Annotated in this window: 13 protein-coding genes; 3 read left to right on the top strand and 10 right to left on the bottom strand. The window is 69.5% G+C overall.

Translation table 11 applies throughout. The features are described 5' to 3' along the window. Nucleotides 1-849 carry a class II aldolase/adducin family protein gene (locus QUV35_RS06200; RefSeq protein WP_300871698.1) on the bottom strand — a complete coding sequence of 283 codons (849 nt, stop codon included), beginning with the start codon at nucleotides 847-849 and terminating at the stop codon, nucleotides 1-3. Nucleotides 850-988: 139 nt separating this feature from the next. Between QUV35_RS06200 and QUV35_RS06195 the strand changes: the two genes are divergently transcribed. Further along, nucleotides 989-1,873 (top strand): LysR substrate-binding domain-containing protein, encoded by an 885-nt coding sequence (locus QUV35_RS06195; protein WP_300871652.1) that lies wholly within the window; start codon nucleotides 989-991, stop codon nucleotides 1,871-1,873. A gap of 77 nt (nucleotides 1,874-1,950) precedes the next feature. Here the strand turns inward: QUV35_RS06195 and QUV35_RS06190 are convergent, their stop codons facing one another. Then, nucleotides 1,951-3,009 carry an ornithine cyclodeaminase gene (locus QUV35_RS06190; RefSeq protein ID WP_300871650.1) on the bottom strand — a complete coding sequence of 353 codons (1,059 nt, stop codon included), beginning with the start codon at nucleotides 3,007-3,009 and terminating at the stop codon, nucleotides 1,951-1,953. A gap of 122 nt (nucleotides 3,010-3,131) precedes the next feature. On the opposite strand from QUV35_RS06190, the gene QUV35_RS06185 reads away from it, so the two are divergent. Next, nucleotides 3,132-3,551: an Lrp/AsnC family transcriptional regulator gene (locus tag QUV35_RS06185; RefSeq protein WP_300871647.1), complete on the top strand. Its 420-nt coding sequence runs from the start codon at nucleotides 3,132-3,134 to the stop codon at nucleotides 3,549-3,551. 15 nt (nucleotides 3,552-3,566) lie between these two features. On the opposite strand, the gene QUV35_RS06180 is transcribed toward QUV35_RS06185, so the two are convergent. The 3 genes from QUV35_RS06180 to QUV35_RS06170 all read right to left on the bottom strand — a co-directional run bounded on the left by QUV35_RS06180 (nucleotide 3,567) and on the right by QUV35_RS06170 (nucleotide 7,579). Then, nucleotides 3,567-4,475 carry a delta(1)-pyrroline-2-carboxylate reductase family protein gene (locus tag QUV35_RS06180; RefSeq protein ID WP_300871646.1) on the bottom strand — a complete coding sequence of 303 codons (909 nt, stop codon included), beginning with the start codon at nucleotides 4,473-4,475 and terminating at the stop codon, nucleotides 3,567-3,569. Between the two features lie 22 nt (nucleotides 4,476-4,497). Continuing rightward, the gene (locus QUV35_RS06175; RefSeq protein WP_300871644.1) at nucleotides 4,498-5,481 is read right to left on the bottom strand and encodes an NADPH:quinone reductase; all 984 of its coding nucleotides are present in this window, start codon (nucleotides 5,479-5,481) and stop codon (nucleotides 4,498-4,500) included. Between the two features lie 76 nt (nucleotides 5,482-5,557). Beyond that, the gene (locus QUV35_RS06170; protein WP_300871643.1) at nucleotides 5,558-7,579 is read right to left on the bottom strand and encodes a PAS domain-containing sensor histidine kinase; all 2,022 of its coding nucleotides are present in this window, start codon (nucleotides 7,577-7,579) and stop codon (nucleotides 5,558-5,560) included. Nucleotides 7,580-7,848: 269 nt separating this feature from the next. Between QUV35_RS06170 and QUV35_RS06165 the strand changes: the two genes are divergently transcribed. Continuing rightward, nucleotides 7,849-9,063, top strand: coding sequence for a glycosyltransferase (locus QUV35_RS06165; RefSeq protein WP_300871642.1), 1,215 nt, complete (start codon nucleotides 7,849-7,851; stop codon nucleotides 9,061-9,063). Here QUV35_RS06165 and QUV35_RS06160 read toward each other — a convergent pair. The 5 genes from QUV35_RS06160 to QUV35_RS06140 form a co-directional block, all read right to left on the bottom strand. Beyond that, complete coding sequence (locus tag QUV35_RS06160; RefSeq protein ID WP_300871641.1) at nucleotides 9,013-10,236, bottom strand: hybrid sensor histidine kinase/response regulator; 1,224 nt, start codon at nucleotides 10,234-10,236, stop codon at nucleotides 9,013-9,015. The genes QUV35_RS06165 and QUV35_RS06160 overlap by 51 nt on opposite strands. Beyond that, on the bottom strand, nucleotides 10,233-14,426 hold the full coding sequence (locus QUV35_RS06155) for a PAS domain S-box protein (RefSeq protein ID WP_300871639.1): 4,194 nt from the start codon (nucleotides 14,424-14,426) through the stop codon (nucleotides 10,233-10,235). The genes QUV35_RS06160 and QUV35_RS06155 overlap by 4 nt, the downstream gene beginning before the upstream one ends. Continuing rightward, on the bottom strand, nucleotides 14,423-14,815 hold the full coding sequence (locus QUV35_RS06150; protein WP_300871638.1) for a response regulator: 393 nt from the start codon (nucleotides 14,813-14,815) through the stop codon (nucleotides 14,423-14,425). Before QUV35_RS06150 ends, QUV35_RS06155 begins: the two co-directional genes overlap by 4 nt. A 256-nt stretch (nucleotides 14,816-15,071) precedes the next feature. Next, a complete protein-coding gene (locus QUV35_RS06145; RefSeq protein WP_300871636.1) occupies nucleotides 15,072-16,733 on the bottom strand; it encodes a SulP family inorganic anion transporter in 1,662 nt (553 codons plus the stop codon). Between the two features lie 161 nt (nucleotides 16,734-16,894). Then, nucleotides 16,895-18,226, bottom strand: coding sequence for a sulfatase-like hydrolase/transferase (locus tag QUV35_RS06140; protein WP_300871634.1), 1,332 nt, complete (start codon nucleotides 18,224-18,226; stop codon nucleotides 16,895-16,897). Nucleotides 18,227-18,279: the final 53 nt, after the last annotated feature.

Raw genomic sequence — 18,279 nt, 5'->3', positions numbered from 1 at the left:
TCAGTCGAAGAGATCGGGTTCGGAACGCACCAGGTCGTTCCAGATGGTCTGGAAGTGCAGCCACCCGATGTACTCGCTGCCCACATGCTCGCGGCTGTAGCGCGCGCGCTCGGCCGGCACCAGGCGCGGGGTGGCGCCGGTGGCCATCACGGCCAGTTGCTGCTGGCAGCAGCGTTCCAGCGCGATGAACCAGAACGCAGCGGCCTCGATGCTGTGGCGGCTCGCGGTGAACAGCCCGTGGTTCTGGTGGATCGCGGCCTTGACCCCCTTGAACCAGTCGGCCACCTTCAGACCGGCCTTGACCTCCACCGCCACCTGTCCCGCTTCGTCGCCGATCACCACATGGTCTTCGAAGAAGGCGGCGGCATCCTGCGAGATCGGCAGCAGCGGCTGGCCCAGCGAGGCGAATGCCGTGCCGTGGACCGTGTGCGCGTGACACATGGCCAGGATGTCGGGGTGTGCCTCGTGCACCGCGGCGTGCAGCACGAAACCGGCGCGGTTGACCGCATGCCGGCCTTCCACCACCCGACCCTGGTGGTCCACCAGGATCAGGTTGGACACCTTCACTTGCGCGAAATGCACCGCCATCGGGTTGGTCCAGTACAGGTGCGGGTGCTCGGGGTCGCGGATGGTCAGGTGACCGGCGAAGCCGTAGTCGAAACCCTGGCGGGCAAAGGCGCGGCAGGCGCCTGCCAGGCGCTCCTTGAGGTACTGGCGCTGCTGCGCCACGTGTTCGAACGCGGGCACGCCGGGATAGATCAGGCCCGGCTGGTCGGGCTGGTAGATAGAGACCTTGGGGTCGGTCAGCGGGTCGTGGCGGTATTCCCGGGTCTCGGGCGGCAGGCGCATCGTTGACAGTTGTTCAAGCACGGCGGACATGGCGTTTCCTCGGAAGGTGGGAAGCCGCGATGGTGGGCCAGCCGGGCCTGGTTGACAAACGATGAGTGTTCATGAAAGCATGAATCAAATTCATCCGAAAGACGTTTGCATGAGAAATCTTCCACCGCTGGCCCGGCTGCGCACCTTCGAGGCCGCCGCGCGACTGCAGAGCTTTGCGCTGGCCGCGCTCGAGCTCCACCTGACGCCCTCGGCCATCAGCCACCAGATCCGCGACCTGGAGCGTCACTTCGGTCGCGCCCTGTTCGAGCGGCGCCACCGTCAGGTGCAGACCACGCTGGAGGGCCGGCGCCTGTTCGAGAGCCTGGGCCGCCTGTTCGACGCGCTCGAAGCCACCTGCGCCGAGGTGCAGCTGCCCACGCACGACGAGGTGCTGGCGGTGCACTGCGCGCCCAGCCTGGCGCTCAAATGGCTGGGTCCGCGCCTGCCGGCGTTCGTGGCCCGGCACCCGCTGATCAACATCCGCCTGACCACGGGCGCCGACCCGGTGGACCTGGGCGTGGTGCGCGACATCGACGTGGCGCTCTCGTATGGCGCTGCGCGCCACAGGCCCGGGCTCGAGGTGGTGTCGCTCGGTGACGAACGCATCGCGCCGCTGGTGTCACCCGGCCTGCTGCGGGCCCGGGAACGCCCGGCGCAGGCGATCCTGCGGCTGGCGCTGATCGACTCGCAGCTCAGCCCGGTCGGCTGGCCCGAGTGGTTCGAACTCAACGGTCTGGCCTTGCCGCAGCGGCCCCGCCCCTCGTTCGACCGCGCCGCCATGGCGATTGCGGCCGCGGCCGACGGCATGGGCGTGGCGCTGGAGAGCACGCGCCTGGCCGCGCGCGAGATCGAGCGCGGCGAACTGGTGGTGCTGGGCGAGCGCAGCCTGCACAAGACCCTGCGGCCGGTGCATTTCATGAGCGTGCGCAGCACCGACCGGGCGCGTGCGCCGGTGGCGGCGTTTGTGGAGTGGGTGCGGGCGCAGAGCGAATGAGTGGCCGGGCGCTCTGCGTTCGGGCCGTGCCCGTCGCTGACGGTGCCGATGTCCGGCACCTCGCTGCTGGTGCCGCTTCAGGCCGCCAGGCGCAGCCCGGCCGCCGCCGCCGGCGCACGCAGCGCGCCGAACAGGTTCTTCGGGTCGGCCAGGTCGGGGATCAGCGAGACCGTGGTGCCCATGCCTTGCGCAACGGCCAGGCCGTGCATGAAACGCAGGGCCGAATAGTCTTCGAGGGCAAAGCCCACCGAGTCGAACACCGTGATCTGGCTGGCGTGGGTGCGGCCGGGCTCGCGGCCGGCGAGCACATCGTGCAGCTCGGTCACCGCGAAGTCGGCCGGCATCTGCTGGATGTCGCCCTCCACCCGCGTCTGGGGCGTGTACTCCACGAACACGCTGGCGCGGCGCAGCACCTCGGCGTGCAACTCGGTCTTGCCGGGGCAGTCGCCACCCACGCCGTTGATGTGCATGCCGGGCTCGAGCATGTCGGGCGTGACGATGGTGGCGTTGGTCTTGTCGGCGGTGAGGGTGGTGACGATGTCGGCACCGCGCACGGCGTCTGCCGCGCTGGCGCACACCACGATGTGCAGGCCGCTGCCGGCCAGGTTGGCCACCAGCTTGTCGGTGGCGGCGCGGTCCAGGTCGAACACGCGCAGCGTGCTGATGCCCACCAGGTGCTGGAAAGCCAGTGCCTGGAATTCGCTCTGGGCGCCGTTGCCGATCAGCGCCATCACCCGGCTCCCGGGCCGGGCCAGGGTCTGCGCGGCCAGCGCCGAGGTGGCGGCGGTGCGCAGCGCGGTGGTCAGCGTGAGCTCGGACAGCAGCAGCGGCGTGCCGGTGGCCACGTCGGCGAGCACGCCGAAGGCCATCACCGTGGACAGGCCCAGGCGCGTGTTGTCCGGGTGACCGTTGACGTACTTGAAGCTGTAGAGCCGGTCGTCGGCAATGGGCATGAGCTCGATCACGCCCTGCGCGCTGTGGTTGGCCACCCGGGCCGATTTGTCGAAATCGGCCCAGCGCCCGAAGTCTTCGGCGATGGCATCGCGCATGCCGCGCAGGGTCTGCGCAATGCCGTGGCGCTGGATCAGCTCGGCGGCGGCGGGGGCGCTCAGAAACAGGGTGTGGGCGGGGTTCATGGTGGGGCTCGGCGTCATGAGAGTCAGTGTCCCGCAGGCCCGTGGCAATGTGAATTGGCAAAAACTTGTCAAAAACAGAGGAAACAGAGCGAAACGGCAGCGTAGGCTGCCAGAATGTGCCAATGGACGACATTGACCAGGCTCTGATTGCCCAGCTGCGCCAGAACGCGCGCGCCACCGTGGCCGAGCTCGCACACCGCCTCAAGGTGTCGCGCGGCACGGTGACCAACCGCATCCGCAAGCTCGAAGACCAGCAGCTGATCGTGGGCTACACGGTGCGCCTGCGGCCCGAGGCCGAGCCCGAACGCATCCGCGCCTGGATGGCGGTGCTGGTGGACGGCAACCAGACCCGTGCCGTGATCGCCAGCCTGCTGGGTGAGCCGGGTGTGGCCGCGCTGCACGACACCAACGGCCGCTGGGACCTGCTGGCCGAGCTCAGCGCCGGCTCCATGACCGAACTCTCGCAGGTGCTCGAGCGCATCCGGCTGATCAAGGGCATCCAGAGCACCGAGACCAGCATCCACCTGGCCAGTTACCGCTGAGCCTGCGCGCCGGCGCTAGGGTCGCAATGCCAGCCGGGCCGCCGCGAGGTCCCAGCCGGCCCAGCCGCAGCTCTTGAAGAACACCGGTCCACTGTGCCGGTGCGTGGCCGGTCCGCGCACCAGGTCGGCCAGGCTGGGCAGGGCGGGCACGTCGATGCCGGCCTGCAGCAGGTCGCCCGCTTCATGGTCGGCGTCGCGCGTGTCCACCACCAGCCGGCCCTCGGCGGCCAGCCAGCGGCAGACCTCGGGCGCCCACTCCACCATGCGCGGCGTGAACGCCCCGACCGCCGCCACGAAGGCGTCGCCGCGGGGCCTGGCGCGCAACGCGATCCCTTGCGCCGAGGTGCAGCTCACCACCAGCGGGCAGTCGGCCAGCGCGGCGTCGGCATCCGTCACGCGGCGTGCGCGCAGGCCCAGGTGGCGCGCGTGCTGCACCAGCGCGTCGGCGCTGGCCGCGCTGCGCGAGGCCACCCACACCTCCCGCACCCCCAGGCCTTCACCAAAGGCTTCGAGGTGCGAGCGGCCCTGCACGCCGGCGCCCACGATCAGCAAGGGCCCGTCGGTGCGTGGCGCCAGCCGCCGCGCGGCCAGCAGCGACACCGCCGCCGTGCGCCGCGCCGTCACCGTGGGGCCGTCGAGCAGGGCGGTGCGCTGGCCGGTGACCGCGTCGAACACCACGATGTCGCCCTGGATCGCCGGCAGGCCGCGCGCGGCGTTGTCGGGAATGAAGGTGATGAGCTTGGTGATGGCCACGCGCGCGTCGGCGGCGGGCATCACGAACAGGCTGCCACCCCCGGCGAGCGCCTGCACCGTGCGCGCGGGCACCACCACGCCGGGGTCGCGCAGCAGGGCTTCGATCTCGTCGGCCAGCGCCGGGTAGGGCAGCGCTGCGGCTGTCTGTGCAGGGGTGAGTGACGGGTTCATGCCGCGGGTGTCTTGCGGCCGTTCAGTCCCGCAGGCGGATCACCACGTTGCCCACCGCACTGCCGTTCTCCACCGCTTCGTGTGCGGCGGCGATGTCGTCCAGCGCGAAGCTCTGCGCCACCGTGAGCCGCAAGCGGTTGGTGCGCAGCAGCCCGTCGAGCTCGGCGATGGCGCGTGCCCGATCGGCGGGCAGCAGTTCGTAGACGATGAAGAAGTTCAGCCGCAAGGAGTTGACCAGCAGCGTGCGGAAGTCCACCGCCACCTCGCCGGCCTCGTTGGAGCCGTAGCACACCAGTTGCCCGTGCGGGCGCAGGATGTTGTGCGGCAGCAGCGCGGCGGTGCTGGAGAAATCCATGTCGATCACCACGTCCGCACCGAGTCCGTTCGTGAGCCCGGCCACGCCCTGGGCCACCGACATCTGTTTGTAGTCGATCACATGCGCCGCGCCCGCGTCGCGGGCGTGCTGTTGCCGAGCGGGAGATCCGGCGGTGCCGATCACGCGCGCGCCCTGCAGCACCGCGAGCTGGGTGACGCAGTGCCCCACGGCATTGCCCGCGCCGGTGACCAGCACCGTCTTGCCCTGCAGCGGGCCGGCCAGGTGCACCGCCTGCAAGGCGGTGAGCGCGGGAATGCCCAAGCAGGCGGCCGTGTCGAAGTGGACGTTGTCGGGCAGGGGCACGGCCTGGGCGGCGGGCAGCGCCACCTGTTCGCAGGCGGTGCCCAAGGGCCGCTGCCACTGGGCGTTCCACAGCCAGACCCGCTGGCCGATGCGCTGTTCAGGCACACCCTCGCCCACCGCGTCGATGACACCGGCGCCATCGCTGTGCGGCACGATCAGCCCGGCGTTCAGCGGCCGCCTCAGGCGGGACTTCACGTCCGACGGGTTGACGCCCGAGGTGCTCATCCGAACCCTCACCTCGCCCGCACCGGGCTGTGGCGTGGGCTGTTCGCCCACCTCCAGAACATCCTTTGCCGTGCCATTGCGGCGGTACCAGGCGGCTTTCATGGGGGTCTCCTGCGGGGTGGTCATCGATCGGGTCGCCATTGTCGTCGGCGCGGCCCGCTGCGCCTGACGCCAAGGTTCAGGGCAGAGGGGAACGGCAGACCCGGCTGGCCAGCCGCTCGATGGCGCTGTACAGCTCTTCGCAGGTGTTGGGCTTGGGGATCAGGTCGGCGATGCCGGCGGCGGGTGCCAGGCGCCGCAGCTCCTCGGGGATGAAGCCCGAGGTGATGGCCACCGGGCGCTCCGGGTGCAGCGCGCGCAACTCGTGCGCCAGCTCCAGCCCGGACATGCCGGGCATGGCGAAATCGGTGATCGCCAGGTCGTAGCAGGCGGTGCCCTCGCGCACGTCGATCAGGGCCTGGCGGGGGTCCTGGTACACCAGCGCCTGGAAGCCACTGCGCCGCAGCATGCGCCCGATGAGGTGGTTGATCAGCTCGTCGTCGTCCACGTACAGGATGCGTGTGCCCGCCAGTCCCTCGCCCAGCTGCGCCGGCGCAGGGCGGTGCTGGTCCTCGGGCGGATCGGGCTGAGCGTCCAGCTGCCCGGCCGCACGGAAGTACAGCGAAAAGGTCGTGCCGCGGCCCGGTGCACTGTCCACCTGGATGGCCGCCTGGTGGTCCCGCAGGATGCCGTGCACCACCGCCAGCCCCAAGCCCGTGCCCTCGCCCGGAGGCTTGGTGGTGAAAAAGGGCTCGAACAGCCGCGCCAGCGTCTGCGCATCCATGCCTGCGCCGTTGTCGCTCACCGTCAGGCACACGTTGACCTCGGGCCAGTCGGCGGGGGCATCCGGCGCCGCGCCGGCCAGCCGGGGTTGCGGCGGTGCACCCCGGTGCGGTTTGAGCTCGATCTGCAACCGGCCGCTGGCCAGATCGGGCACGGCCTGCCAGGCGTTGGTGCACAGGTTGAGCAGCACCTGCTGCATCTGCGTCGGGTCGGCCAGCACCGTGGGTGTGCGGGGGTCGCACACCACCTGCAGCTCGAAGGTCCGGGGCAGGGTGGCGCGCAGCAGGCGCACCGACTCGTCCACCACCGCACCGAGCGCGATCACGCGGCGCTGCAGCACCTGGCGCCGGCTGAAGGACAGGATGCGCTGCACCAGGTCGCGCGCACGCGAGCCGGCCTTGAGGATCTCCTGCAGGCTGATGGCCGCCGGGTCGTTGTCCTGCACGTCTTCCAGCGCCAGCCGCGCGTTGCCCAGAATGGCCGCCATGATGTTGTTGAAATCGTGCGCCACACCCCCGGCGAGCGTGCCCAGGGCTTCGAGTTTCTGCGATTCACGCAACTGCATCTCCAGCGCCAGCCGCTGGTCTTCGGCGGCGCGGCGCTCGGTCAGGTCGAAATCCACACAGAAACATTCGGTGCCGCGCTCGGGATGCTCCATGAACACCTCGTTGCAGTGCACCTCCACTGGCGAGCCGTCCTTGCGCTGCAGCCACTGCACCCCCGAGAGCACCGGTGTGCGGGTCTGGATCATGTGCTGCACCGTTGCCTGGAACGCTGCGTGCATGTGGGGCGGCACCACCAGGTCGAGCATGCTGCGCCCCAGCGCTTCCTGCGCGGTGAAGCCGTACAGCCGCTCGGAGCCGGCGTTCCAGTAGGTCACGATCAGGTCGGGCCCGTAGCCCTGCACCGCCAGGCCGGGCACGTGGTCGAAGATCTGGCGGGGGCGTTCGTCTCCGGCGCTCTCCAGCGCGCGGGCGCGCAGGCTCTCGCTGACATCCATGATGAAGGCGGTGCACAGCACGCTGCCGTCTTCCTGCTCGACGGGTTTGGCGGTGCCGCGCAGCCACTTCAAGCGGCCCTGCGCGTCCTTGATGCGCCATTCGTGCCACCAGATCCGGCGCTGGCGCACCGCCTGCAGGAAGGACTCCCGCACCGCGATCTGGTCATCGCGGCATCCGGTGGCCCAGAGCAGGGATTCGTCGGCCAGCGCCGCCTGCGCCGTGACACCCCAGATGTCCATGGCGTAGCGGCTGATGTAGAGCAACTCCGCCCGGTCGTCCCGATGCACGCGGTAGCGCAACAGGGCGCCCGGCACCAGTTCGGTCAGTTCGTCGAGCGGGTGGGGGTTCCCGGCGGGGTCGGGTGGGATCGTCAACAACAGCGGTCTCCAGCGGTCGATCACCTGGTGCCTCGGCTTGCAACAGGCCGGGCGGTCATGCTTTGTAAATGAATATGGCGGTGCGTGCCCGCCGGCCATGGCATTGTTTCCGGGCTATCGGCACCGAACGTGCATTTCTTGACGCGACCGGGGGGCGCCGCCGCCGGGCGGCGGGCCGTTTGAAACCGTTGTGTCACACAAGAACGCTCTACTGGAGCCCGCCGGGCGCAGCCCCTGCCGCTGCGCCTGGTCCTTCCAGCGAGCGCCTCATGCCCACTCCCGCCCCCACCCCCACCACCATCGACCTGGTCTATTTCAATGCCGGCGGCGGCCACCGTGCCTCGGCACTGGCGCTGCAGTCGGCGCTGGCGCGACACCCCCGCGGCTGGCGGGTGCGGCTGGTCAACCTGTTCGAGGTGCTCGACCCGCAGGACCGCTTTCGCAAGATGACCGGCAGCGCGCCGGAGGATTGGTACAACCAGCGCCTGGCGCGGGGCTGGACCATCGGCATGGCGCAGGAACTCAAGCTCCTGCAGGGCCTGATCCGGCTGGGTCACGGCACGCTCATGAAGCCCCTGCAGCAGCACTGGCTGCGCACCGAACCCGACCTGGTGGTGTCGCTCGTGCCCAATTTCAACCGCCTCCTGTTCGAGAGCCTGGCCAGCACGCTGCCCGGCGTGCCCTACGCCACCGTGCTGACCGACCTGGCCGACATCCCGCCGCATTTCTGGATCGAACGCGGCCAGCGCCAGCACTTCATCTGCGGCAGCGCCCGCGCCGTGGCACAGGCGCACAGCCTGGGTCACGGCGCCGCCCGGGTGCACGCCACCTCCGGCATGATCATCCGCCCCGAGTTCTACGACGCACCGGCGCTGGACCGCGCCGCCGAGATGCGCCGCCTCGGGCTGGACCCGCAGCGTCCCACCGCCCTGGTGCTGTTCGGTGGCCACGGCTCCAGGGCCATGCTCGGCATCGCGAAGCGCCTGGGAAGCAGCACCCAGCTGATTCTGGTGTGCGGCCACAACCGGCCACTGGCCGGGCAGCTCAACGCCTTGCCTGCCGGTGCGCCCCGGCTGGTGGTCGGCTTCGCTCCCGACATTCCGCGCTACATGCAGCTGGCCGATTTCTTCATCGGCAAACCCGGGCCGGGCAGCATCAGCGAAGCGGTGCAGCAGGGCCTGCCGGTGATCGTGGTCGACAACGCCTGGACCATGCCGCAGGAGCGTTACAACGCGCAGTGGATCACCGAACACGGGCTGGGCATCGTGCACCGCAGCTTCAAGACCATCGACCGGGCCGTGGACCAATTGCTCGCGCGTCTGGAGGAATTCCGCGCCAACGTGCGGCGCATGGACAACCGCGCGCTGTTCGAGATCCCGGACATCCTGGACGGCATCGTCGGCGTGGCCCGCAGCCCCGGCACCGCCGCGGCTTCAGGCCAGCGGCAGACGCACCTCGAACGCGGAACCCTCGCCCGGCTGTGAGCGAACGGTGATCGTGCCGCCATGGGCTTCGGCGATCTGGCGGCAGATCGCCAGGCCCAGACCGGAGCCTTCGAATTCGCGCCGCAGGTTCAGCCGGACGAACGGCTGGAACAGCTTGTCATGCCCTTCGGGCGCAATGCCGATGCCGTTGTCTTTCACCACGATGGTGGCCATGCCGTCGCTGCATTGCACCGTGATCTCGATGCGGGGCGCACGTTCGGCCGGCATGAACTTGAGTGCGTTGGACACCAGGTTCTGGAACAGCAGCGAGAGCAGACTCGCATGCCCGTTGACCACCGGCAGTTCCCCGATGTGCAGCTGGGCCTGGCTGGCGGTGAGCTGCGCGGCCAGGGCCTCGCACAGCTCGGCCATGAGAGGCTCCAGTGCCACGGGCGAGCGGGGTTCGGTCTCCCCGCGCTGCAGGCGTGCATAGCGCACCACATCGTCGAGCAGCGTGCGCATGCGCTCGCCGGCGCTGTGCACCAGCTTGAGGTAGTGGCGCGCATCGGCCGGCAAGGTGGCGCCGTGGTCTTCTTCCACCAGAGCGATGAACTGCACCACCGTGTTCAGGGGTTCGCGCAGATCGTGCGAGCTGATGCGCACGAACTGCAGCAGGCCTTCGTTGGCGAGCCTGAGTTCTTCGGCCGTCTTTTGCAGCTGGGCATGGCTCTTGCGCAGCTCGGCCAGCGCATCGGCCAGGTTCAGGCGGTCGGTGGCGGCCACCTGCTTGAGGGCGTCGTTGGCCTGCTTGAGCCGCAGCTGTGTGCGCACGCGCGCCTGCACGATGGCCGGGCGGATCGGTTTGGCGATGAAATCGGCGGCGCCCTTTTCCAGTCCGGTCTGCTCGAACTGGGCCTCGGCCTGGCTGGTGACGAAGATCACCGGGATGTCGGCCAGCTGCGGGTCGCGCTTGATGGCATCGAGCACCTCGAAGCCCGACATGCCGGGCATCTGGGCGTCCAGCAGCACCAGGTCGGGGGGTGCCTGGGTCATCAGCCGCAGGGCGTCGAGACCGTGTGTGGCAAAACGCAGTCGGCCCAGCGGCCGGATGACCCGGGCCAGCGTCTGCACCATGCCGGGGTCGTCGTCGACGATCAGGATGTCGGGTGCCGATGCGTCGCCAGGCGGCGAGGCTTCCTCGGGGCTGTGGTTTCCCGGAGGGGTGGGCGTCATGGCTGTGGGTTCCGTGACATGGCCGTCAGGGCGGTGCTGGCGCCCGCAAAGTCGAGGTCGTCCAGCTGCGCACCCACGCGTTCGAGCAGGGTGTCGCCCAAGCGCTCACGCAGGGCCTCGCGGCGGCGTTTCCACCAGCTCAGCGCATCGAGGTCCTGGCGCTGCAACAGCGCCATGAAATGCGCCAGTTCGGCTTCGTCCACCCTGGCCGGGGCGGCTTCGCCCGCGCGGGGCTGCAACGCTGCGCGCAGCAGGGGCCCGCTGTGGCGCTGCAACGCCGCCATGGCGTCCTGCAGTGCCTGCCACCGCTGCGCCAGCATGGGCGCCGGTTCGGGCTGCGTGAGTCCGGCCTCCAGCGCCTGCGCGAGCCGGGCAAGCCCGGTGACGCCCAGTGTGCCGGCGATGCCGCGCAGCTTGTGCAGGCGCGCCGCCAGCACGGTCTGTTCGCGGTCGCTGCCGGGCAGGGCGCTGTCGCTGTTGCCCCACTCGCCGAACTCGGTCAGCAGACGCTGCAGCGACTTCAGGAACAGGTCCAGATCGCCCCCCAGGCGTTGCGCGGCCTCGGTGGTGTCGACCCCCGGGATCTGTGGCCAGGCGTCGGGCAGGGGGTGGTACGCCGACGCGGCTGCCGGCTCGGACGCAGGGGTGGACACGCCGCGGGCCTGGTGAACGCAGTCGTGCACCGTTCGCACCAGCCGCTCGGGGTCCAGCGGTTTGGTGAGGAAGGCATTCATGCCCGCGGCAAACGCCTGCTGGCGCTCCTCGGCCAGTGCGCCGGCGGTCAGTGCGATCACGGGCAGATCGGTCAGCCCCAGTTCCTTGCGCAGGCGCCGCGTCGCCTCCAGTCCATCCATCTCCGGCATCTGCAGGTCCATCAGCACGGCGTCGAACGCCTGCGGTGTGGCGCGCAGCGCCTCGACCGCCTCGCGACCGTTGCGTGCCAGACAGACCCGTGCGCCCTCCCGTTGCAGCAGGCCGGCTGCCACCTCGAGGTTGATCTCGCTGTCGTCGACCAGCAGCAGATTGAGATGTCGCAGCGCCTGATCTCGCACCGCAGGGCGCGCCGCATCGTCGAGCAGCAGCTTGTTGAGTGACACCAGATCGGCTGGCGAAGGTTTGCCCAGCACCAGCTCGAACCAGAACTCGCTGCCTTCGCCCGGCACGCTCTGCAGCCCCACTTCACCGCCCATCATCACGGCCAGCTTGCGCACGATGGACAGGCCCAGGCCGGTGCCGCTGAAGCGGCGGGTGGACGAGGTATCGGCCTGGGTGAAGGGGCTGAACAGCCGGGCCTGGGTTTCGCTGTCGATCCCGACGCCGCTGTCGCGCACCATGCCGCGCAGGCGCACCTGCCGCGGGTCGGCGTCCCGAGGCGGCGCCACGATGTCCAGCGAGACCGCCACGCTGCCGCCATGGGTGAACTTGCAGGCGTTGCCGATCAGGTTGGTGAAGATCTGTCGCACGCGCTGGGCGTCGCCCAGCAGCACCGGCGGCACCTGGCGCGCCACGCTGACGGTGTAGCGGATGCCGCTGGCTTCGGCCTGGGCGCGGAACAGCGCGTCCATCTCGCCGAGCAGGTCCTGCGGGCTGAACGGCTGGACATCCAGGTCGAGACCGCCGGCCTCGATCTTGGCAAGGTCGAGCACGTCGTTGACCAGACCCAGCAGCGAGCGGCTGGCCACCCTGGACTTGGACAGCAGCTGGGCCTGGTAGCTGCTCAGCGGCGTGTCGCCCAGCAGGTGGGTCATGCCGATCATGGCGTTGAGCGGGGTGCGGATCTCGTGGCTCATGTTGGCCAGGAATTCACCCTTGATGCGCGAGGCCTCCTGGGCCTGCTCATGGGCGTGCACCAGGTCGGTGATGTCGATGCGAAAACCCACGGTGTGTCCATCGGGCATGCGGCGTTCAATGATGCGCATCGTGCGGCCGCTGGTCAGCCGCTGCAGCAACTCGGTGTGGCCGCTGCGGTGCGCTGCCATGCGCTCGGCGACCCATTCGTCCACGCGACCGACGGCATCGGGGTAGTCACCGAGTTCGGCACTGGCGCGCACGATGGCTTCGAAGGACACGCCCGGCACCATCAGGTGGGCCACGTTCGGGTAGACCTTGCGGTACCGTTCGTTGCAGAAGACCATTCGGTCGTCCGGGTCGTACAGCACGAAGGCTTCGTCCACCGCGTCGATGGCGCCGCGCAGCAGGGATTCGCTTTGCGCCACGATCTCCTGCGCCCGCTTGGCATCCGAGATGTCCTGGTGCGTGCCGTACATCCATTCCGGCTGGCCGTCGGCGCTCCAGCTGCGCACGCGGCCACGGTCCATCACCCAGACCCAGTGCCCGTCGCGGTGGCGCATGCGGGCTTCGCATTCGTACAGATCGCTCTCTCCCTTGAAGTGCGCCTGCAGACGCTGGCCGGATGCCGCCAGGTCGTCCGGGTGGACGAATCTTGTCCAGGTGTCGATGGAGGTCGGCTGCAGTTCGTCGAGCGTGCAGCCGATGATGCTGGCCCAGCGCTCGTTGAACCGGGTTTCTCCGGTCTGCACGTTCCATTCCCAGGTGCCCGCGTCGGTGCCGCGCAGGATGTTGTCGAGGCGCTCGCGTTCGTCGGCGAGGGCGGCGGTGCGGTCCGCCACCTCCTGCTCCAGCCCCTCCTTGAGTTCCACGACCTTGCGCTGCGCGGCGCGCTCGGCGGTGATGTCGCGCGCGAAGACCGATACCCCGATGGCCTCCCCGTCTTCCCCGTCCACCCGGGACACGGTCATGGCCACCAGCACCGGCTGGCCGTTGCGTGTCTGCCGCCACAGCTCCATCGGGGGAGCGTCGCCCGCACCCGGCAGCTTGTCGAGCGCCAACAGGCCTCCCCCGGGCTGTGCTGGCGGCAGGATCAGCGCGTCGAGCAGGCGGCCCTCGGCTTCCTGTCTCGAGTGACCGAACAGACGCTGCGCGCCCTTGTTCCAGGAGGTCACGCGGCCTTCGTTGTCCAGACCGATGATCGCGTCGGGCGACTGGTCGACGATGGCCGCGATCTTCAGCCGATCGCTGCGGCCCTGCAGCTTGCGCTGCGCCCCGACCCAGTACAGGTAGAGCATGAGTCCGCCGGCCAGGCCGGCGGTCAGCAGCGGTGCCATGCGCTCGCGCGTGCCGGCCATGGCAGCGGCGGTCAGATCGCTCTTCAGGCGCATGGCGGTGTAGTTCAGGACACCGGTGGACGACCCCGGGTTGCCCGTCACGGTGGACTGGGCCGCCATGGCCAGCCCGCCCGGTCCGGTCCACCAGCTGGTCCGGCCGGCGCCAGGGGTCGGCGCCGCAGGCTCGAACTCATCGGTCCATCGGTGCCTTTGCCCGAGGTCAAAACCAAAGGTGCGCCCGGAATCCGGGTGGGCCAGAAAGTCGCCCTGTGCATTGGTCACGAACACCTGCGGCTGCGCCGCCTTGCCGGGAAGCACCCCGAGCCTGCCCGTGAGGTCGACGTTGATCACGATCACGCCGAACACCTGGCCTTCGTCGTTGTGCACCGGCGTGGCGTACCGGATGGTGGGGCGGTGAGGCAGTTCGACCTGGTTGTGTTGCCGGTTGAGATCGACGTCGGACACGAACACCGTGCCTTCGCCGACGCCCAGGGCTTCGCGAAAGTAGACCGAGTCGGCCTTGTCCTGCAGCGTGTGTGCCGGTCTGATGGCTGTCCGCTCACCCTGGCGCTCCACGCTCACCAGTTCCCGCCCGCGGTTGGCCACGCCGATGAACCGCACCTGGTAGACCTCGGGCGTGGCCGCCAGGTAGGCCGAGAAGATCTGCTGCATCCGCAGTTGGTACTGCACTGCGGTGATCCACCCCTGAGGATCCGTGCCGCCGGCTTCGCTCGCGCGCACCAGCCCCTTGATCAGCGGGGTGGTGGCCAGAAACATCAGGCTGCGTCGCCGCTCGAGGTATTTGTTCTCTGCGTTCTGCGCCAGCGAGTCCACCGCGGATTGCAAGGTCCGGGCGGTTTGTTCATGCTGCTGCTGCAATTGCATCCGGTAGTCCAGGCCGAGCAGCAGCAACACCGCCACGGCAAACCCGAGCAAGGCCCGAACGGCCAGCGGGCTGCGCAGGAACGCGAACAGGTGCACCGGCGGATGGCTGGGGTGCCAGCCCGGCGGCAGCTTTGGCCGGGGCGCCAGGCCACGCAATCCGGGCGGAATCTCGGGTCTCATCGAGGGCCGATCAGGTTCACCAGCCCGGCGGCCGTGTCCTTCTTCAGGGGTTTGCGCACGAAGTCGCGCACACAGGCGTGCTGTTCGGCGCGGTTGCGATCGACCGGATCGGACGACGACGAGAGCATCACCACCACCGCGTGGCCCCGGTGCGCCACCGGCAGTGCCTCGAAGGCCGAGAGGAAGCCGAAGCCGTCCATCACCGGCATGTTGATGTCGAGCAGGATCAGGTCGATGCCGTGCCCAGGCTCGCGCTCCAGCATGTCCAGCGCTTCCTGTGCGCGCTCGAAGGCACGCACCTGGTAGTCAACCCCGCTGCGCTCCAGGGCGATGCGGGTGAACAGCAGGTCGTTCTCGTTGTCGTCAACCATCAGCACGCGGCAGCTCATCGGGGCTCCAGTGAAGGCAATCTTTTTGTTCAACCCTGATTGGCTGGCGCGCCGGGCGGGCAGACGGTTCGGCGGTAGCGACCCGGGGTCGCCCGATGAATCATGAGCATGCCAACAACTCGGCCGGGACGATTGGAACCCAGCCAGTGAACGCTGTCACCCCCTGCGGTGCGGCGCAACAACACGGGTTTGTCTGGATATCGGCACCGGATGCGGTTTTCTTGAACCCGGTCCGGCCACCGGGCGGCCAGCGGTATCAGGTCAGGCCGGTCGGCAGCTTCGCTGCGGCGCGCAAGGCCTCGGCTTCTGTCCGGTAGAGGTGCAGCCGCGGTCCCTCGTTCAGGTACCCGGCGCGCTGGAGCACCTGCTCCACCGGCAGCTTGATGCCCACCAGGTGCAGGTCGATGCGCCGGTCGTCGAGTTGCTCGCGCAGGCGGCCGAAGGCTTCGGTGCCGGTGGCGTCGATCCAGTTGATCGGGTGCGCGATCCACATCACGTGGCGCGTTTCGGGGTGGGCGGTGATGTGTTCGCTGATCGCTCGCTCGAATCCGTTGGCGGTGGCGAAGTCGAGCGCGGCGTCCATGCGCAGCGCGTACAGGTCGCTCGCCAGCGGCGGCAGCAGCCACAGGTGGCGATCGCGCAGGCTGCCGTCGGGGTGCAGGCCCACCTCGATGATTCGCGGGTGCAGGCGCAGGTAGAGGAAATGGCTCAAGGCCATCAGCACGCCCGCCAGCACGCCCCAGTACAGCCGAGGCGCGGCCAGCAGCGTCACGGCAAACGTCATGCCGGCGATGGCGGCCTCGACCCGCGAGATCGACCACAGGCGGGCGAACGCACGCGGCTTGATCAGACCCAGGATGGCCACCAGCACGATGGCCGCGAGCACCGCCATCGGCACGTGGTGCAGCAGCGGCGTGAGCACCAGCAGCGCCAGCAGCACCACCACCACCGAGAACACCGTGGCCCAGCCGGTGCGTGCGCCGGCGTACAGGTTGAGCGCGGAGCGCGAGAACGACGAACTGGTGGGAAAGGCGCCGCACAGGCCCGAGGCCAGTTTGGCCAGACCCTGGCCGATCAGGTCCTGGTCCTGGTCCCAGCGCTGGCCGCGCTGACCGCTGTCGACCTTGGCGCTGGACGCGGTTTCCAGAAAACTCACCAGCGTGATCACCAGGGTGGGCAGCACCAGCTGCCCCAGCACGCCCCAGCCCGGCCACTCGGGCACATAAGGCAGAGGCAGGCCTTGCGGCAGCGTGCCGATCACCGTGCCGCCCGCCGCCTCGAAGCCGATCGCGTGGCTGATGCCGCCGCTGGCCACCACCACCGCCAGCACGGTGGGAAAGCCCGGGCGCCAGCGGCGCGCGAGCATGAGTGCGGCCAGGCTGCCCAGCCCGAAGGCCAGCGAGGGCAGGTGCACCTGCGCCGGCCAGGCCAGGCTGTCCCAGGCGCCCAGGCCGAGCAGGGCCGGCAGCTGCGAGGCAATGATCAGCACCGCCGCGGCCTGGGTGAAGGCCATGAGCACCGGCGAGTTCACCAGGTTGAGCAGCCAGCCGAAGCGCACGAAACCCAGCACCACCTGCAGCAGGCCACTGAGCAGGGCCAGCCAGACGGCCAGCGCGATCCACTGCGCGCTGCCCGGTTCGGCCAGGCCGGTGAGCGAGGCGCTGATGAGCAGACAGGTGAGCGCAGTGGGCCCGACCGACAGGCGCACCGACGAACTGAACAGCACCGCCACGAGTGCGGGCAGCAAAGAGGCGTAGATGCCGGTGACCAGCGGCATGCCGGCCAGCGCGGCATAGGCCACGCCTTGCGGAATCACCATCAGGCCCACGGTGAGCCCGGCCATGGCTTCACCGCGCAACAGCTTCGCGTCGGGGCGCGGCCAGTTGAGGAACGGAAGCATGCGTTTCAGACGGGACATGCGCCGATCGTACCGGGGTGAGTTGCAGATGCCGCGGGAGAAGTGCCCCATCCAGAGGCATCGAGGGTCCGGCTCCGCCGGCCCAGGATGCCGCCCCCACGCCCAGCGCCGAAGGCGCGCCAGAGGGGGGAGGCCGCGTCAGCGGCGCAGGGGGGTGTTTCCTACCTTTGGGGCATGTCCTTGACCGAGTAGCCCAGACTCACGCTGGCATCGGCCGGGATCGGCGGCATGCTTGCGTCCCAGGCCAGCCACTGCGAGCGCATGCGCTGCAGGCGTTCGGGCTCGCGCGCGGCGAGGTTGGCGCGCTCGCGCTCGTCCTTCGCAATATTGAACAGGTACTCGTGGCCGTCGACCTGCAGGTACTTCCAGTCGCCCTCGCGCAGCGCGCGCTGCCCGCGGTGGTTCATGCGCCAGTACAACGCCCGCTCGAAGGGCCTGGCCGGCTCGCGCAACACGTCCAGCAGGCTCACCCCGTCCAGCGGCCAGTCGGGGTCGGCCTGGCCGCCACCGGCCTGCAGCAGCGTGGCCGACCAGTCCATGCTCATGCAGTGCTGCGTGCTCACCGTGCCGGCGGGAATGACCGCCGGCCAGTGCGCGATCCATGGCACGCGGATGCCGCCTTCGGTAAGGTCCATCTTGCCGCCCACCAGCGGCCAGCTGTCCGAAAAGCGCTCGCCGCCGTTGTCGCTGGTGAAGACCACCAGCGTGTTGTCTTCCAGAGCGTGCTCGCGCAGCGCCGCCATCAGGCGGCCGATGCCTTCGTCCATGTGGTGGATCATGCGGCGGTAGCTGTGGATGTCGCCGCCGTGCAGGTGGAACAGGTTCTTCGCCACCTCGGGCGCCACGTGCGCGTCGTCGCGTGTTTCCCAGGGCCAGTGCGGCGCGGTGTAGTGCAGGCTCAGCAGGAAGGGCTTGCCCGCCCTGGCGTCGGCGGCCCGCTCGCCCACGAGGTCCACCGCGCGTTGCGAGAGCACGTCGGTGAGGTAGCCCACCTCGTGGTGTTCGTCCTCGTCGATGTAGAGGTCGTGCTCGCCGCTGGACGAGCAGTGGGTGAAGTAGTCGACCCCGCCGGCCATGATGCCGAAGAACTGGTCGTAGCCGGAGCGCAGCGGGCCGAACGAGGGTGGGTAGCCCAGGTGCCACTTGCCGATGAGCGCGGTGTGGTAGCCGGCCTTCTTCAACAGCGAGGGCAGGGTGGGCACCTCGGGCGGCAGGCCCAGCGTGGTGCTGCCCCTGCTGCGGCTGTTGATGGGTTCTTCCATGGCGCCGCGCAGGCGGTACTGGTAGCGCATGGTGATGAGCGCAAACCGCGTGGGCGAACACACCGGTGAGTTGGCATAGCCCTGTGTGAATTTCACGCCGCCGGCGGCGAGCCGGTCGATGTGGGGCGAGACCGGGCCGAAGTCGGCGCTGCGCCCGCCGTAGCAGCCCAGGTCGGCGTAGCCCAGGTCGTCGCAGACGATGTAGATGATGTTGGGGTGCTGCAGGGTCATGGGAAAGATGAACAGGAAGAGGCTCGGGGCAGCCAGCGAAGGCGGGGCCGGTG

The organism is Hydrogenophaga sp. (assembly GCF_030373225.1).
In the GTDB taxonomy this organism is placed as follows: Bacteria; Pseudomonadota; Gammaproteobacteria; order Burkholderiales; family Burkholderiaceae_C; genus Hydrogenophaga.
This window is presented reverse-complemented; position numbering and strand designations above follow the sequence as displayed.

What these genes read in the sequence shown, in the direction of transcription:
- QUV35_RS06165 (WP_300871642.1), top strand. Translation starts at nt 7,849, where the DNA reads ATGCCCACTCCCGCCCCCACCCCCACCACCATCGACCTGGTCTATTTC.
- QUV35_RS06195 (WP_300871652.1), top strand. Translation starts at nt 989, where the DNA reads ATGAGAAATCTTCCACCGCTGGCCCGGCTGCGCACCTTCGAGGCCGCC.
- QUV35_RS06160 (WP_300871641.1), bottom strand. Translation starts at nt 10,236, where the DNA reads ATGACGCCCACCCCTCCGGGAAACCACAGCCCCGAGGAAGCCTCGCCG.
- QUV35_RS06190 (WP_300871650.1), bottom strand. Translation starts at nt 3,009, where the DNA reads ATGAACCCCGCCCACACCCTGTTTCTGAGCGCCCCCGCCGCCGCCGAG.
- QUV35_RS06145 (WP_300871636.1), bottom strand. Translation starts at nt 16,733, where the DNA reads ATGTCCCGTCTGAAACGCATGCTTCCGTTCCTCAACTGGCCGCGCCCC.
- QUV35_RS06150 (WP_300871638.1), bottom strand. Translation starts at nt 14,815, where the DNA reads ATGAGCTGCCGCGTGCTGATGGTTGACGACAACGAGAACGACCTGCTG.
- QUV35_RS06180 (WP_300871646.1), bottom strand. Translation starts at nt 4,475, where the DNA reads ATGAACCCGTCACTCACCCCTGCACAGACAGCCGCAGCGCTGCCCTAC.
- QUV35_RS06200 (WP_300871698.1), bottom strand. Translation starts at nt 849, where the DNA reads ATGCGCCTGCCGCCCGAGACCCGGGAATACCGCCACGACCCGCTGACC.
- QUV35_RS06140 (WP_300871634.1), bottom strand. Translation starts at nt 18,226, where the DNA reads ATGACCCTGCAGCACCCCAACATCATCTACATCGTCTGCGACGACCTG.
- QUV35_RS06175 (WP_300871644.1), bottom strand. Translation starts at nt 5,481, where the DNA reads ATGAAAGCCGCCTGGTACCGCCGCAATGGCACGGCAAAGGATGTTCTG.
- QUV35_RS06185 (WP_300871647.1), top strand. Translation starts at nt 3,132, where the DNA reads ATGGACGACATTGACCAGGCTCTGATTGCCCAGCTGCGCCAGAACGCG.
- QUV35_RS06155 (WP_300871639.1), bottom strand. Translation starts at nt 14,426, where the DNA reads ATGAGACCCGAGATTCCGCCCGGATTGCGTGGCCTGGCGCCCCGGCCA.